At 54.8% G+C, this 12,368-nt stretch carries 12 protein-coding genes; 6 read left to right on the top strand and 6 right to left on the bottom strand.

Features of this window, described 5'->3' with window-relative positions; genetic code table 11:
* Positions 1-122 precede the first annotated feature (122 nt).
* The 3 genes from ACEVQ6_RS22100 (at position 123) to ACEVQ6_RS22090 (ending at position 1,338) form a co-directional block, all read left to right on the top strand.
* Positions 123-413: a ribbon-helix-helix domain-containing protein gene (locus ACEVQ6_RS22100; protein ID WP_374891213.1), complete on the top strand. Its 291-nt coding sequence runs from the start codon at positions 123-125 to the stop codon at positions 411-413.
* Positions 400-726, top strand: a complete 327-nt coding sequence (locus ACEVQ6_RS22095; RefSeq protein ID WP_374891212.1) for a type II toxin-antitoxin system RelE/ParE family toxin — start codon at positions 400-402, stop codon at positions 724-726. The genes ACEVQ6_RS22100 and ACEVQ6_RS22095 overlap by 14 nt, the downstream gene beginning before the upstream one ends.
* A 114-nt stretch (positions 727-840) precedes the next feature.
* Positions 841-1,338 (top strand): hypothetical protein, encoded by a 498-nt coding sequence (locus ACEVQ6_RS22090; protein WP_374891211.1) that lies wholly within the window; start codon positions 841-843, stop codon positions 1,336-1,338.
* Positions 1,339-1,758: 420 nt separating this feature from the next.
* Here the strand turns inward: ACEVQ6_RS22090 and ACEVQ6_RS22085 are convergent, their stop codons facing one another.
* The 6 genes from ACEVQ6_RS22085 to ACEVQ6_RS22060 all read right to left on the bottom strand — a co-directional run bounded on the left by ACEVQ6_RS22085 (position 1,759) and on the right by ACEVQ6_RS22060 (position 5,967).
* Complete coding sequence (locus ACEVQ6_RS22085; protein WP_374891210.1) at positions 1,759-2,622, bottom strand: polysaccharide pyruvyl transferase family protein; 864 nt, start codon at positions 2,620-2,622, stop codon at positions 1,759-1,761.
* A gap of 548 nt (positions 2,623-3,170) precedes the next feature.
* Positions 3,171-3,356 (bottom strand): hypothetical protein, encoded by a 186-nt coding sequence (locus tag ACEVQ6_RS22080; protein ID WP_374891209.1) that lies wholly within the window; start codon positions 3,354-3,356, stop codon positions 3,171-3,173.
* An 87-nt stretch (positions 3,357-3,443) separates the two neighbouring features.
* A complete protein-coding gene (locus ACEVQ6_RS22075; protein WP_374891208.1) occupies positions 3,444-4,427 on the bottom strand; it encodes a KpsF/GutQ family sugar-phosphate isomerase in 984 nt (327 codons plus the stop codon).
* Between the two features lie 91 nt (positions 4,428-4,518).
* Positions 4,519-5,214: a glycosyltransferase gene (locus tag ACEVQ6_RS22070; protein ID WP_374891207.1), complete on the bottom strand. Its 696-nt coding sequence runs from the start codon at positions 5,212-5,214 to the stop codon at positions 4,519-4,521.
* Positions 5,215-5,440: 226 nt separating this feature from the next.
* A complete protein-coding gene (locus ACEVQ6_RS22065; RefSeq protein WP_374891206.1) occupies positions 5,441-5,758 on the bottom strand; it encodes a hypothetical protein in 318 nt (105 codons plus the stop codon).
* On the bottom strand, positions 5,755-5,967 hold the full coding sequence (locus ACEVQ6_RS22060; RefSeq protein WP_374891205.1) for a hypothetical protein: 213 nt from the start codon (positions 5,965-5,967) through the stop codon (positions 5,755-5,757). Before ACEVQ6_RS22060 ends, ACEVQ6_RS22065 begins: the two co-directional genes overlap by 4 nt.
* Before the next feature lie 113 nt (positions 5,968-6,080).
* On the opposite strand from ACEVQ6_RS22060, the gene ACEVQ6_RS22055 reads away from it, so the two are divergent.
* The 3 genes from ACEVQ6_RS22055 to ACEVQ6_RS22045 all read left to right on the top strand — a co-directional run bounded on the left by ACEVQ6_RS22055 (position 6,081) and on the right by ACEVQ6_RS22045 (position 11,812).
* A complete protein-coding gene (locus tag ACEVQ6_RS22055) occupies positions 6,081-6,446 on the top strand; it encodes a hypothetical protein (RefSeq protein ID WP_374891204.1) in 366 nt (121 codons plus the stop codon).
* A 431-nt stretch (positions 6,447-6,877) separates the two neighbouring features.
* A complete protein-coding gene (locus ACEVQ6_RS22050) occupies positions 6,878-10,681 on the top strand; it encodes a glycosyltransferase family protein (RefSeq protein WP_374891203.1) in 3,804 nt (1,267 codons plus the stop codon).
* Positions 10,682-10,777: 96 nt separating this feature from the next.
* Entirely contained in the window at positions 10,778-11,812 is a 1,035-nt protein-coding gene (locus ACEVQ6_RS22045; RefSeq protein WP_374891202.1) for a hypothetical protein, read from the top strand.
* Positions 11,813-12,368 lie beyond the last annotated feature (556 nt).

Raw genomic sequence — 12,368 nt, 5'->3', positions numbered from 1 at the left:
CGAGCAGTGAATTCAGTTCCTCAAGGCCGCTCATTGGACCGGACAGATCATGGAATTCTGATTTCGGTGGTGTCAGGTCGGATTTTATCCTACTCTATAAGCCATCAAGGAAAGGTCCCGCCATGCAAAAGGCAGAAAAAGTCAGCGTCACCATGACCGCTGACATGATGCAAGTTATCCGCGAAAGCGTGGAAGCCGGCGAGTTTGCCAGCACCAGCGAGGCAATGCGTGATGCTGTCCGTGTCTGGCAGCGCCAACGGTTGGAACAAGCCGAGCGGCTGCTGGCCATTCGTGCGCGAATCCGCCAATCGCTGGATGACCCCCGCCCCAGCCTGACGGCGGATGAGGTTGAAGCGGAAATGAACCGCTTCATGGCCGAACGGGAAAAAGCCGCCGCCGATGCAGCGCGTTAAGGTCACGTACCGCCCCGGTGCTCTTGCCGACCTCCGGAAAATCTTCGACGACATTCGGGACTTGAGCGGCAGCGGCGTGACTGCACGCCGGTTTGTCGACCGGATCATGGCACGATGCCGCAAAATCGGCGATGCGCCTCACGGCGGTCGGCCGCGTGATGATCTGGCGTTAGGCCTGCGCACCATCCCGTTCGAGCGATCGGCCGTGATCGCCTATGTTGTCGGCAAGACCGTCGATATTGTCGGCGTTTATTATGGCGGCCGGGATTATGAAGCCCTCTACCAGTCCGGCGAGGGCGAAGACGGCGCCTGACCCGCCAACTTGAAACCGAGCGTTCCGGGATGGGCACAACAAAGGTGCAACAGGCCTGCGGCCGGTTTTACGAGAGCACCTTGCCGATGCTCCGGTCATAGGCCAGCCTGCACCATGTTCCGTCTCTCATCTGCCCTCAAAACCAAAGGCGCCAAGGCCGAAGATGATTTTCGCGCCTGGCTCAACCGATCCGGCGTCGGCTATCTCTACATCGAGCAATCGCCGCTGACCGTGCCGGAAGGTCTACGTGGCCGGATCAAGCGGCCCGATTATCTGGTCGGCATCCCGCATGCCGGTCTGTTGGCGTTCGATGTGAAGGCCAAGACCGCTTATGACGGTGAGCTGCTGTTCGATGTCGAGGAGATCGAGAAACTCGCCCTCTTCGCCCGCGCCTTTCACCTGACGGTGTATTTCGCCTGCCTCGATGCGGAGGGCGATGGACGGCAATGGTGGGTACCGCTCGCGGAGCTGCACAACCGGGCGCCGGTGTGGCGCGGCAAGCGCCCGGTCATTCCGTTCGCCATTGCGGAGGCGTTTGTCATCACTCCCGAGGACGATTTCCTGCGGGTTGTTCTGGGATTGTCGGCCGAGGCGTTGAAGAAACAGATCTAAGGAGCGTTGACCCTCACGCCTGCAAGAGGTCTGCCGAACTGAAGAGCCGCATGGGTCTGTTCATCAGGACTGTTGGCATCGCCCGCGCCACCACCAAGATCGGACTTGCAAACATCCTCTACAACATGAAGCGGTTGATGTTTCTGAAACGGCCGCCGCTTGCCGCATAGGCTGGTGGCAGCGCAGCAGACAATGCAAACGTGAAACTATCCGCCGGCTTGAAACGCCAAAGCCCCAACAGGCCGCAAAAAACCTGCTCATCAAACTCGAAAATCACGTTGATAGAACCGTCCAGTTTCGCGCACAGGTCTCATCAGTCCAGGTCATTGTGTTCTCCATCGAATCTTCGAAAATCCGAAGGAATCACAAACGGCTGAAATCACTCAATTAATTTTGGGGAAGCCTCGTAAGAAGCCCATGTTACATAAATATCGTACCACTCGAACCTTCGTATTTGAGTTTCTTAAAATTATTAATCCATTTTGACTTATTGACTTCACTCATAAACGGACAGCAACTTATTAGTTTATCAAAATTAATAAGTGGTTTTACTGGTAATGGAGGAATTTCTCCTTGCTCAAAAAAACCATCATTGTTAACAAATGAGGGAATAATGTCTGAATGCCCAATAGATGCATAGTAGTCATGGAATTTGAAATCATCGCCAATTGGTAAGTCGCTGGCTTTTAACCAGTACGCTGGTAGTCCATAGGCGTGCGCACAAATTATTCCATGTAAAGAACTTGAAATTATATTATTACATGACAAAATTTGGTTAACAAATTCATTAACGCCCGAGCATACATCGATAATAAGAGATTTTGTACCTTTTGGAAGGATAGGAAGAGGGATTTTTCCCTTTTCACGAAAATGTTGAACAATTCCAAAATCGTATTCTTTTTCTATGGAAGGATTATATATAAGAGGATAAAGTACAGCTGGATCACCGTATACATCAGGACATGTTATTCCTTCGTTCAGAAGTTTATTTCTACTCAATGGTCCTCTAACTGCGCAAATTAACCCCGGAGTTTCGTTCGTCTTGGACAAACTATCTATAAATCCCATACCCCATATTACATGGTTCTTCTTTGAATCTTCTAGGCCGCTGCCTATGACTCGAAAAACTGGCCTTTCGCTCCATCCTAAAACGTCTTTTTCATGAACTACCGGCTGAGAGACCAGTTTTTGTACTAGAATGGGATTAAGTTTGTCTCCCCAATTCTCACGAACAGGTCCTCCCCTTGGCCAAGATAAAACTATAATGCTGTTGTCAAAATACATTATCTTCCCTACTCAAAGCACGACATATATTAACACTGTTACAGTATCAGGATATGCAGCTTGCCATTCTTACGCGTCATGGAAAGATGCATTTTTCGTCACATTATTCAAGCGATGATAAATAGAATTTTATTTTAACGGTTGCCGTCGCACGGCCTCTGGCGCGATGTGTCCTGCCGCGTGGTGTAGCTTCGGCGATCGCCGCGCCTTCCGGATAAAGCCGGGAATGGGTCAGTTTGCGGCTGGCAGGCTGATGATTGGATCATCGCTCATTGTGGCGATGGTCTCAAGGGTCATGTGGCGGGAGCGCTGGACGGTCCATCTTGTTGATTTGCAGTGAGAACTGGCTCTGACGCACATTTGCTGACGTTCCGCTCCTACGATGCGCCGATCAGTCTTGCTTGCAGCAAGTCGAGCTTTGCTCTTCCTTACATCTGGCGCTTGATGAGCTTCAAGCTGGTGATCGGACCTTCCGTTTGCCCATTTGACCACGGTGATAAGATTGCATTTCTGACGGCGTCGAGGTCTTTTTCGACGCCGCCGGAAAACTATCCGACCAGGCTGTTCTTAGCGGCTTCCAACCACTCGTCGATCTTTGGCGCTGTTTTCCAGCGGATCATGGACTGGAAGTCACCGATGGCCGTACGGGCGACCACAAGCTCCGGGACGTTCACTTCGGTCGCCGCCACCAGGATCGCTTCGGACTTTGCAAGGTCATCGCGCGCTGTGGTCATGAGCCGTGCGGTAACTCGTTTGGATGGCGTTCTAGCCAGCCCACTCTGATTGGCCAGTCTCCAGTGAAAATCAACAGAAAAGAGAGATCAAACCGCTCCCGCCCGCAAGCAGTCATGTAATCTCAAAATGCCAATCGGCCTGTTTTCTGTATCAACTACGAAAACAGCGTTCACTTTACGCATATTCATTAAACCAACCGCTTCAACGGCTACCGTATCAGATGCCACCGTTACTGGTGTTTGTGTAGCAATTTCTCCCGCAGAGTGACTTAACAGGCCATTCATGTGGCGTCGCAGGTCACCGTCGGAAATAACGCCGACCAGCTTTTCCGAGCGGTCAACGACGCCGGTAATACCGAAGCCATGCTCGGTCATCCTGAGGATCGTCTCGGACATAGGAGTTTCAGGCGAGACCAGCGGAACTTGGTCTCCGCTGTACATCAACTGGCGGACCGTCGCGAGGCGGGCACCGAGGCGTCCCCCAGGGTGAAAGCTCCGAAACTGGTCCGATCGAAAGCCCCTTTGCTCCATGATTGCGACAGCAAGCGCATCTCCAAGGGCTAGTGTCAATGTCGTCGATGTTGTCGGTGCTAGCCCTAATGCACAAGCCTCCTCGACATCGGGCAGCAGGAGCCGGAAGCGGGCAGCGCGCATCAAAGTCGAATCTGCCTGCCGCGAGATGCCGATGATGGGTATGCCGAGGAAAAGGCAGTGGCTGAGCAGATCACTCAGTTCGGATGTTTCTCCGGAATTAGAAATGGCAATGACGACGTCTCCCATCGCCACCATACCGAGATCTCCATGGCTAGCTTCAGCCGGATGGACGAAGAAGGCTGGCGTTCCCGTGGACGCCAGGGTCGCCGCAATCTTACGCGCGATATGGCCTGATTTGCCCATTCCGGAAAGGACGACACGACCCTTAGCCTCCATGATAAGCCGGACTGTGTCCTCCATATCCTCCGGCAGGGCATGGGAAAAGGCGGTTATTGCGGCACCCTCTATCCTCAAAGTTCGGGCGACGGATGCTGATATGCTGGAAAAAGAAATGTCAGAATGCTTTGCAGCGGTCATTGTCAGAAATCCAAGGGCGTTTCCGTTAATGCCTGATATGGAATTTGGGGCGTCAAATAACAAAGCGCGTGCCTACGCCACCCTGCGCTACTCATGAATGCATCGCGGTTTCATAAAGAGCGCGTTCGGTGATCCAGAGATCAGCATAATCGACATTCTGCCAGTTCTCGAACCAGGGCCCACCATTGGTGTAGTGTATAGCGGCGGGCGTACCGTCGCGCCGCGGATACTCGCCTTCGAGAAAATTCCACTCCAGCGGCAAGGCACCGATCAGGCTGTCGGCAGACAGCCACTGGAAGCGATGCAGGAAACCGGGAGCAGCGGTATTGACCACAGACGGCGTCAGTGCCCTGACCTCAGGATGGGCGTTATTGAAGAGAATGAAGGACGACCAGTTCTTGCGCGGATAGACCGCCTGCGGCTTGCCGTCCATCTTGACCATATTGGCTGGCGTATAATCATGCTGGACAACGAAGATAGCCTTGTCGCGACTGGCATGTTGCAGGACGTCGTGCACATCGCGGGTGAACAGGAAATCGCAATCGACAAAAATCGTCCAACCGTCATGGGCTCCGAGATAGGGTACCAGGAAGCGCGTAAGCGAAAACTCCGTCGCTGCCATATCCGCACCGCGCGTGTAGAGACCTAGCTCGCGCAACGCCGCCTGCTTAAGGGGGTAGACCTCGACGGCAGGACCGCTGTAGCGCAGGATCGAATGGCGGCAGACCTGCCAGGCGATATCCTCGCGGCTGTCATAGCCGACATAGATCTTCAGGTGATCGGACATACCGCTGCCTCTCTTTTGCCTGACGCGTTGCTAAGCACGCACTGGCCGATAACGCTTCCATAAACTGCACCTATTTTTGTGCATGGAAGAACAGTTCAGAGCCCTTCATAACCCCTTCGCTCACAAACACCACACGAATTTTCTTTAGCCAAGCCACGGCTCAGCATTCAGGAAAGACATGCGGCAAGAGCAAAAGCACCCTCTATCATTGCTGTGCGTGTCCTGCTTATCTTGTTGTGTTCGCCGCCTCGAAGGCATCTAGCAGCACAATCAGCGTCTCCTCGCCGGAGGTGAGGCCGATCCTCTGGGCCAGCATCCAGAATCGCTGGCGTGTTTCCTCGCTGGTGGCGATGTTGAGTTTAGCAGTGCGGTTAGAACGGCGAAGGCTACGGGCGTCAAAGACCCGCCGCGCGTCGGCCGGGGCAGCCGCAGGCGCATGGTGTGCCGGTACCTCCTGGACCTGCGCCGTATCCATTTTCCTCTGCTGGGCCGGCGGGTCGAAATCGGGAATGTCGAGGTCGAGCCCGATGCGTTCCTTGTTCATGCTGCTTCCGCTCCCTTGCTGGTCAGGACCGGGGTGACAATGCGTGCCAGATCGCGCACATTGTCAACGGCGGATTTTGGATTGGCGACGCTATCCTCCGACAGATCGAAGATCGTACCACCGATCTGGAACATGGCGCTAAAGGCCGCCTTCTCCTTGAGCGCGACGGGAAGGATCGGAATGCCCTTTTCTTCCAGCATGGTGCGCATATGGTTCTGCTCGCGTGTCATTAACGCGGTCGCGATGGAGAATACGACGCGATAGTTGATCCGGCGCCGGAAGGCCGGCCTTCCCTCTTGATCAGAGAGACCATCCGCCTGGCATGATCGGCATAGAGCCGCTTGCCGCGCGTAGGGATCAAGACGAGGTCGGCGGGGCTGATCGCGTGGCTGGTGGGCAGGTTGGCGGAACCCTCGAGATCGACTACGACAAAGAGATCCCGCGCCGCAGCACTCTCGAGCGTGTGGACGATTGTTTCCTCGTCAATCCCGGCCGTGACGGTGAGCGTCTCTATGCCGATCATGCCAGGAGGATGGTTGGGATCGGCGTCGATCAGGGTCTTCGCCTTGCGGGACGTACCTCAGACATGGGCGAGAACAAGTGCGATCGTCGATTTTTCGACCCCACCTTTTGTGGAAGAGAAGACGATGATGGGCAGGGCGATGGGTTCCTTCCTACTTCCCCATGATTCCATAAAGAAAAATGGCTGCCACATTTTAACCGTGAACCGAACGCGATGTGAAAAGGAACCAGAAATAGAATAACATGGAAGCAAAAAAGAACCTGGCTCCATGTCAGAACTAAATTAAGATTTATCTAATTTAGTGCGATGATGCGCTGGTGATCCAAATTGAAGCTGGCCCGTCAGCCCGTCTGCAGACGGTAGGGAGCATGCCCCGAATTCAGCGACCGCCCTTGAATGTCGTGAATACACGGTCTAAACCTGACCCGACTTCGCTTTTTCTTTGAAATTTCCCGGCGGCGGCGCTATCGCCGAACTCCATCGCAAGACAGACACGGCAGGAATTGACTTTGAACGATCAGGGTAAAATCGTCGAGCTTTTTGGTCATCCGCGGTTAACCTTCAAGAAGCCCGCCGAGGCTACGCAAGTCTCTCTTATGAGTGCGGAAGGCGATCCGCAGGCGGTCACCGTCCGGCTTGCCGGTGAGGGACCTAAAAGCTACTTCCGGGTTCTCTGGCCCTGCCCGGGGATCGATAAGCTCGCCTCTTTTCTCTCCGTTGACGACAGTCTCGACATGTCGGCGGTGCTGAACCAGATCGACGCCGAGGAGGGTGATCTTGCTTGGGTCGGGCTGGTCGAGAAACGCAACGAGACTCTGAAACTCCTGCAAACCCTCTGGGACGGGGAGGCCCTGAAAACACCCGGTGACAAGGTTACCATCCCCTTGCGTCGCGGCAAGGCCGGCGCGGCGGTTTATGTCTGCTTCCACTTCCAAAAACTGACGCGACCGGCGACGATCATCGCGCCGACCTTGTCCTGGGCGCCGATCAGCCACGTCTCCGTCTTTCCGGCCGCCTTCAAGGACCAGCGTCTAGCCGTCAAGGGCTGGGCCCGTCATCCGCTTTATCCGGGGCTTCCCGTCCGCGTCGAGCTTGTGGTCGATGGAGTGATCGTCGATGAGACTATTGCCCGAACTCCGACCAGCGATGCCGGCGGCGAAAAGAAGGCACCGCCCGGCGCCTATGCCTTCGCGATGACGGCCGTCCTGCCGCGTGGGGAGGATCTTCCCGCCGCAACCGTGCGCATAAAGGGTGAACGGGACGGAGAGCTGGTCGAGGTCGTCGTGCCCGACATCGCCATCACCGTGGAGCTCGAGGACGAGAGAGAGTTGCCACGCCCCGCGACGATCCTCGGCAAGATCGACAATTTCTCGCGCACCGAAATTATAGGATGGGCGTTGTGCAAGGAAGATCCTTTCGCACCCGTCGATCTCATCCTCGAGCTCGACGGCGCGCCAATCATCCACACGCGTTGCTCGATCTTCCGCGACGACGTGATGGCCGCGCACGGCGGATCAGGCGTTGCTGGCTTCCGTTTCGAGTTGCCGAACAATATCGAAAGCCATAAGCCGGTAACAGCGCTGGTGCGGCCCGTCGAGGGCACCAATGCCATCAAGAACAACTTCTTCACCTTCCCTACCTTGGGCGGCCATAATTTTAGCTCTATCCTGCCGCCGGCGAGCTACGAGGTCACCGCGCCGAAATCCGCCGGCGCGGCCGGACCGGTCTCCGTCGTCATCCTCAACCGCAACTGCGCGCGCCTGCTCGACGACATGTTCGCCTCCGCCGCACGGGTCGAGGACCTCTCCCTCATCGAATGGGTCGTCGTCGACCATAATTCCACCGACGCGTCCCGCGAGGTCTGCGAGACGGCGAAAGCGCAAGGCCACGACGTCACCTTCCTGCTGCGCCGCGGCAATTTCAGCTTCAGCGATTCCAACAATTATGGCGCGGCGCGCGCCAGGTACCCGGTCCTGATCTTCGCCAACAACGACCTAATCTTCCGCGCCCCCTTCGTGCGCGAGGTCCAGGCCGATCTCGGCATCGACGGCGTCGGCCTCGTCGGCTCCAGCCTCTACGACTACATCCCGAACGCGAAGCGCTTCGGCGAGGAGCCGCTGCAGCATCTCGGCGTCTATCTCAACAGGGCGACGGCCGCCAACAAGTGGATCCGCCCCTTCGAGGCGCGGGCGACGCAGGAGGTGACGCCGAACATCGACCGCCTGACCGAGGTGCCCTTCGTCACCGGTGCCTTCATGGCGATGACGAAGGACGACTTCGACGCGGTCGGCGGCTTCGGCGTCGAATACACCTATGGCCTCGAGGACATCGACCTCTGCATGAAGGTGATGGAACGGCTCGGCAAGACGATCGTCTCCGACAATGCGCTTAACATCGTCCATCACCGCGGCTTCAGCCGCAGCAAGGAACTGGACGTCACCATCCGCCAACGCAACAACAATATCGAGCTAAATGCCCGTTGGGGCGGGTTGCTACGCACGAAGGTTAAGAACGACGTGCTCCGACGCCCCGGCTTCTGGGCAGGCACGCGCCCAACGATCGGCTTTGCCGTGGTTGGGGCCGGCGATAATACGACGGCGGGCGAATACTACACTGCGCTAGAGCTCGGCCGTGCTCTTCAGAAGCACCATCCCGTTCACCTGCGCTTCCTGGTGGAAAAAGAATGGTATGACCTGACCGGCATTGATGTTCTGGTGGTGATGGTCAACCGTTTCAACCTGACGAAAGTAAAGACGGCGAGCCCCTTTCTGGTTACGATCAACTGGACACGGCAATGGTTCGATCGCTGGGCCGAAGACGAGACGCTTCCCGCCTATGATGTCGTCTTCGCCTCCTCGCAGCGAGCAGCCGATTATCTGCATGAGAGGACCGGGATCGAGGTCGGCGTCCTGCCGATCGCATCGGATGCCGAGCGATTCTCCAAAAGACAGCCGCATGGCCGCTACCAGTGCGACTACTGCCTGACCGGAAACAAGGTGGGCACGGTACGCGAGATCGAATACCAGCTCGATCCCCCCGCGATCAACGGCGTCGGCGCGATCTTCGGCGCCAATTGGGAGAATACGCCACTTGCCTCGATCGCGCGCGGGCAGGTGCCCTATTCCGAGATAGACAAGGTTTATGCCTCGTCGAAGATCGTCATCGATGACGCCAACATTGCCACCAAGGACTGGGGTAGCTGCAACAGCCGCGTCTTCGATGCGATCGCCTCCGGCTGCCTGCTGATCACTAACGGCGCGCTCGGGGTCCAGGAACTGTTCGGCGATCTCGTGCCGACCTTCTCCGACCGCCAGAGCCTGACCGACACGCTGAACTACTGGATCGGCCACCGCGCCGAGCGCCTCGCCCGCGTCAACGAACTGCGCCAGCTGCTGCTTGAGCGCCATACCTATGCGCACCGCGCCGAGGTGGTGGCAAACGCGCTGACCGCCGGCCGGATCCGCACGCGGATCGCGATCAAATGCGCCGCCCGCACCGCCGAGCGCCATGTCTGGGGCGACTATCACTTCGCCAACAGCCTGGCGACGTCGCTGCGCGCGCTCGGCTTCACCGTGCGCGTCGACTGCTTCGAGGCCTGGAACAGCGGGCTTGCGGAGAGCGACGATGTCGTCATTTCGCTTCGGGGCCTCTACGCCTATAAGCCGAAGCCGAACCAGCTGAACATCCTCTGGCTGATCAGTCATCCGCGCGACGTGCCGACGGCCGAGATCGAGAAATACGACCACGTCTATGTCGCCTCCCGCCTGCATGCCGAGCGGTTGCAGACCGCGCTCGACGTGCCGGTCGAGGTGCTGCTGCAATGCGCCGACACGCGCCGCTTCCCCTTCCGGGAGGGGGTGGAGCGCACGGAAAAGCCGATCTTCGTCGGCAATTCGCGCGGCGTCTTCCGCCCCACGCTCAAATGGTGCGTGGAAAACGAGGCCGATATCGAGATCTACGGCGCCGGCTGGGAGCAGTTCGTCTCCGACTGGCGGCTGAAGGGCAGGCACCTGCCGAACGAGGTCCTGTCCTCCTTCTACGAGAAGGCGAGCGTCGTTCTCTGCGACCACTGGGAGGACATGAAGCAGGACGGCTATCTCTCGAACCGCGCCTTCGACGTGCTCGCCTGCGGTGGCTGGCTCGCGGTCGACGATGTCGTCGGCATCGGCGACATCCTGCCGGGCGGATACTCAGTCTTCCGCAACAAGGACGAGCTGAAGGCCATCCTCGATACGCCGGGCTTCGGCGACGAGGAGGGGCGGGCCGAGCGGGCGAAATGGGTCGACGCGCATCATTCCTTCGACGCGCGGGCCCGCGAGATCAGCCGCAGGATCGCGCTGATGGCGGGCGAGGGCGAGAAGACCGTCAGCGACCTCAACGTGCGGGCCAGCATAGAATAGATCTCAAAATTAAGGATTGTAAATATGTACACATATACTGCCTTGGATTATGGAGATTTTTCTTCAATTAAGAAAAATACAAGGTAGGATTGTGCTTTGACTAATTCGACCACAGAAAAATTGGAATTTGAGATACACAGTGGGGGTTTTTCCCCTTCTGGGACACTAATTCTTAACATTAGAAGTCTTTTGAATGAGCCCGGGGATTTGTCTGTATTAAAAGATATTTATTGTAATTTTTCTTCAGAAAGTGACTGTCTGACTGTTAAGCCGAGGATAGCACGAAACCCAAAAGATGGGTGGCGTGCTTATTTCGAAACACCAGAAGTAATTAAATGCATTCATCGCGTAGAAATATTTAAATCAAACATGATTTCACTAAATAAAGAATTGGAAAATTTTTTAAAAATGATTTTTCCTCAAAACGATTCCGAATTTGAGATGGTTTTTTTACGACAAATTAATAGATATGGAAGTTCTCAAAATAAATTTTTTGTATCGAAGCAAATATGCCTTAATTTTAAGGGGAACCTAGGTTTTAGAGCTTCTGCAGCTATTGTAATGGGCTATAAGGCGGTAGAGATTGGCGATATCAATCTTCAACAAGAAGCTCTTAACCAAGTTGATTATTATATTTCAAGAATGCCCGAATGTGAATTTCATCAACATCCTCGAATGAGCGGTGAGCAAAATCTTGTCTCTCTACTATGCGTAAGATTTCATTTGGCTCTTAGTCTTATGAATAAAGATGAATTTATTTCGAGTTTGTATTCCGTTGAGCAACTGAAAGTTGGGCTGAAAAGCTATTTTACTCCTGCTCATACATTATCTATATGTTTTTCGATTCTTGCGATTTTATTAAAAATTCAAGGAAAAAACGATGAATTGCAAATTTTAGCAAGTGATGTATTAATTTTATTTAAGAATTCTGTGGCGGATTGCTATTTTACGCCTGTATTGTTTGGTGAGCTTGAGGTTTGTCATAGGAATGTTATATTAATCAACGAGATTCTTCAATCAAAAAGACCAAAAAAAAGTGACTATACTAAATGGGCTTCGCCTAATTTAAGAGTTAATGGGCCTGTTAAAGAAAGACTTTTGAATAATTTAATTGAAATTAACGGAATTTAACGGATTTGTTCGGGATCAGGGCCCATGAAACAGAACTGGTTTAATTGAGAAGAGAAGATTTTCGGCTCAACGTAGCTCTATCGAAGGAGGCGAAGATGAGACAGAAAATCGGGCCGCAGACATCGGCGGCCGAGAAGACGATCCAGGACATTCGCCGCGCTACTCGCAAGCACCATCGGGCAAGAAGCGACTTGCCGGCGACACCGCCTGTTCAGCGACGAGCGACTAGGTGAATGCGGTTTTTGTAGTTGATACAGAGAACACCCCGGTTGGTATTTTGAGATAGCGTCCGTCAAGGTGGTGTAATTTCGGGTGTAGGACCGGGCCGTCATGATCAGGCGGCTCTGGGTGTAATTGGACGGTTCTATCAACGTGATTTTCGAGGTTTATGAGCAGGTTTTTTGCGGCCTGGTGGTGCTTTGGCGTTTCATGCCGGCGGATAGTTTCACGTTGGCATTGTCTGCTGCGCTGCCAACAGCCTAGGCAGTGTCCCCATAAACGGGGTTCATCTTACTGACGGTGTGTGATTCAATCCCCTTGAAAGGAGATTGTTATG

Origin of the sequence: Ensifer soli, from assembly GCF_041928815.1 — a bacterium.
Classification (GTDB): Bacteria; Pseudomonadota; Alphaproteobacteria; order Rhizobiales; family Rhizobiaceae; genus JBHFEI01.
This window is presented reverse-complemented; position numbering and strand designations above follow the sequence as displayed.

Bases quoted from the DNA above. Each gene is read 5' to 3' on its own strand.
- ACEVQ6_RS22100 (WP_374891213.1), top strand. From the start codon at position 123: ATGCAAAAGGCAGAAAAAGTCAGCGTCACCATGACCGCTGACATGATG.
- ACEVQ6_RS22095 (WP_374891212.1), top strand. From the start codon at position 400: ATGCAGCGCGTTAAGGTCACGTACCGCCCCGGTGCTCTTGCCGACCTC.
- ACEVQ6_RS22090 (WP_374891211.1), top strand. From the start codon at position 841: ATGTTCCGTCTCTCATCTGCCCTCAAAACCAAAGGCGCCAAGGCCGAA.
- ACEVQ6_RS22085 (WP_374891210.1), bottom strand. From the start codon at position 2,622: ATGTATTTTGACAACAGCATTATAGTTTTATCTTGGCCAAGGGGAGGA.
- ACEVQ6_RS22080 (WP_374891209.1), bottom strand. From the start codon at position 3,356: ATGACCACAGCGCGCGATGACCTTGCAAAGTCCGAAGCGATCCTGGTG.
- ACEVQ6_RS22075 (WP_374891208.1), bottom strand. From the start codon at position 4,427: ATGACCGCTGCAAAGCATTCTGACATTTCTTTTTCCAGCATATCAGCA.
- ACEVQ6_RS22070 (WP_374891207.1), bottom strand. From the start codon at position 5,214: ATGTCCGATCACCTGAAGATCTATGTCGGCTATGACAGCCGCGAGGAT.
- ACEVQ6_RS22065 (WP_374891206.1), bottom strand. From the start codon at position 5,758: ATGAACAAGGAACGCATCGGGCTCGACCTCGACATTCCCGATTTCGAC.
- ACEVQ6_RS22060 (WP_374891205.1), bottom strand. From the start codon at position 5,967: ATGCGCACCATGCTGGAAGAAAAGGGCATTCCGATCCTTCCCGTCGCG.
- ACEVQ6_RS22055 (WP_374891204.1), top strand. From the start codon at position 6,081: ATGATCGGCATAGAGCCGCTTGCCGCGCGTAGGGATCAAGACGAGGTC.
- ACEVQ6_RS22050 (WP_374891203.1), top strand. From the start codon at position 6,878: ATGAGTGCGGAAGGCGATCCGCAGGCGGTCACCGTCCGGCTTGCCGGT.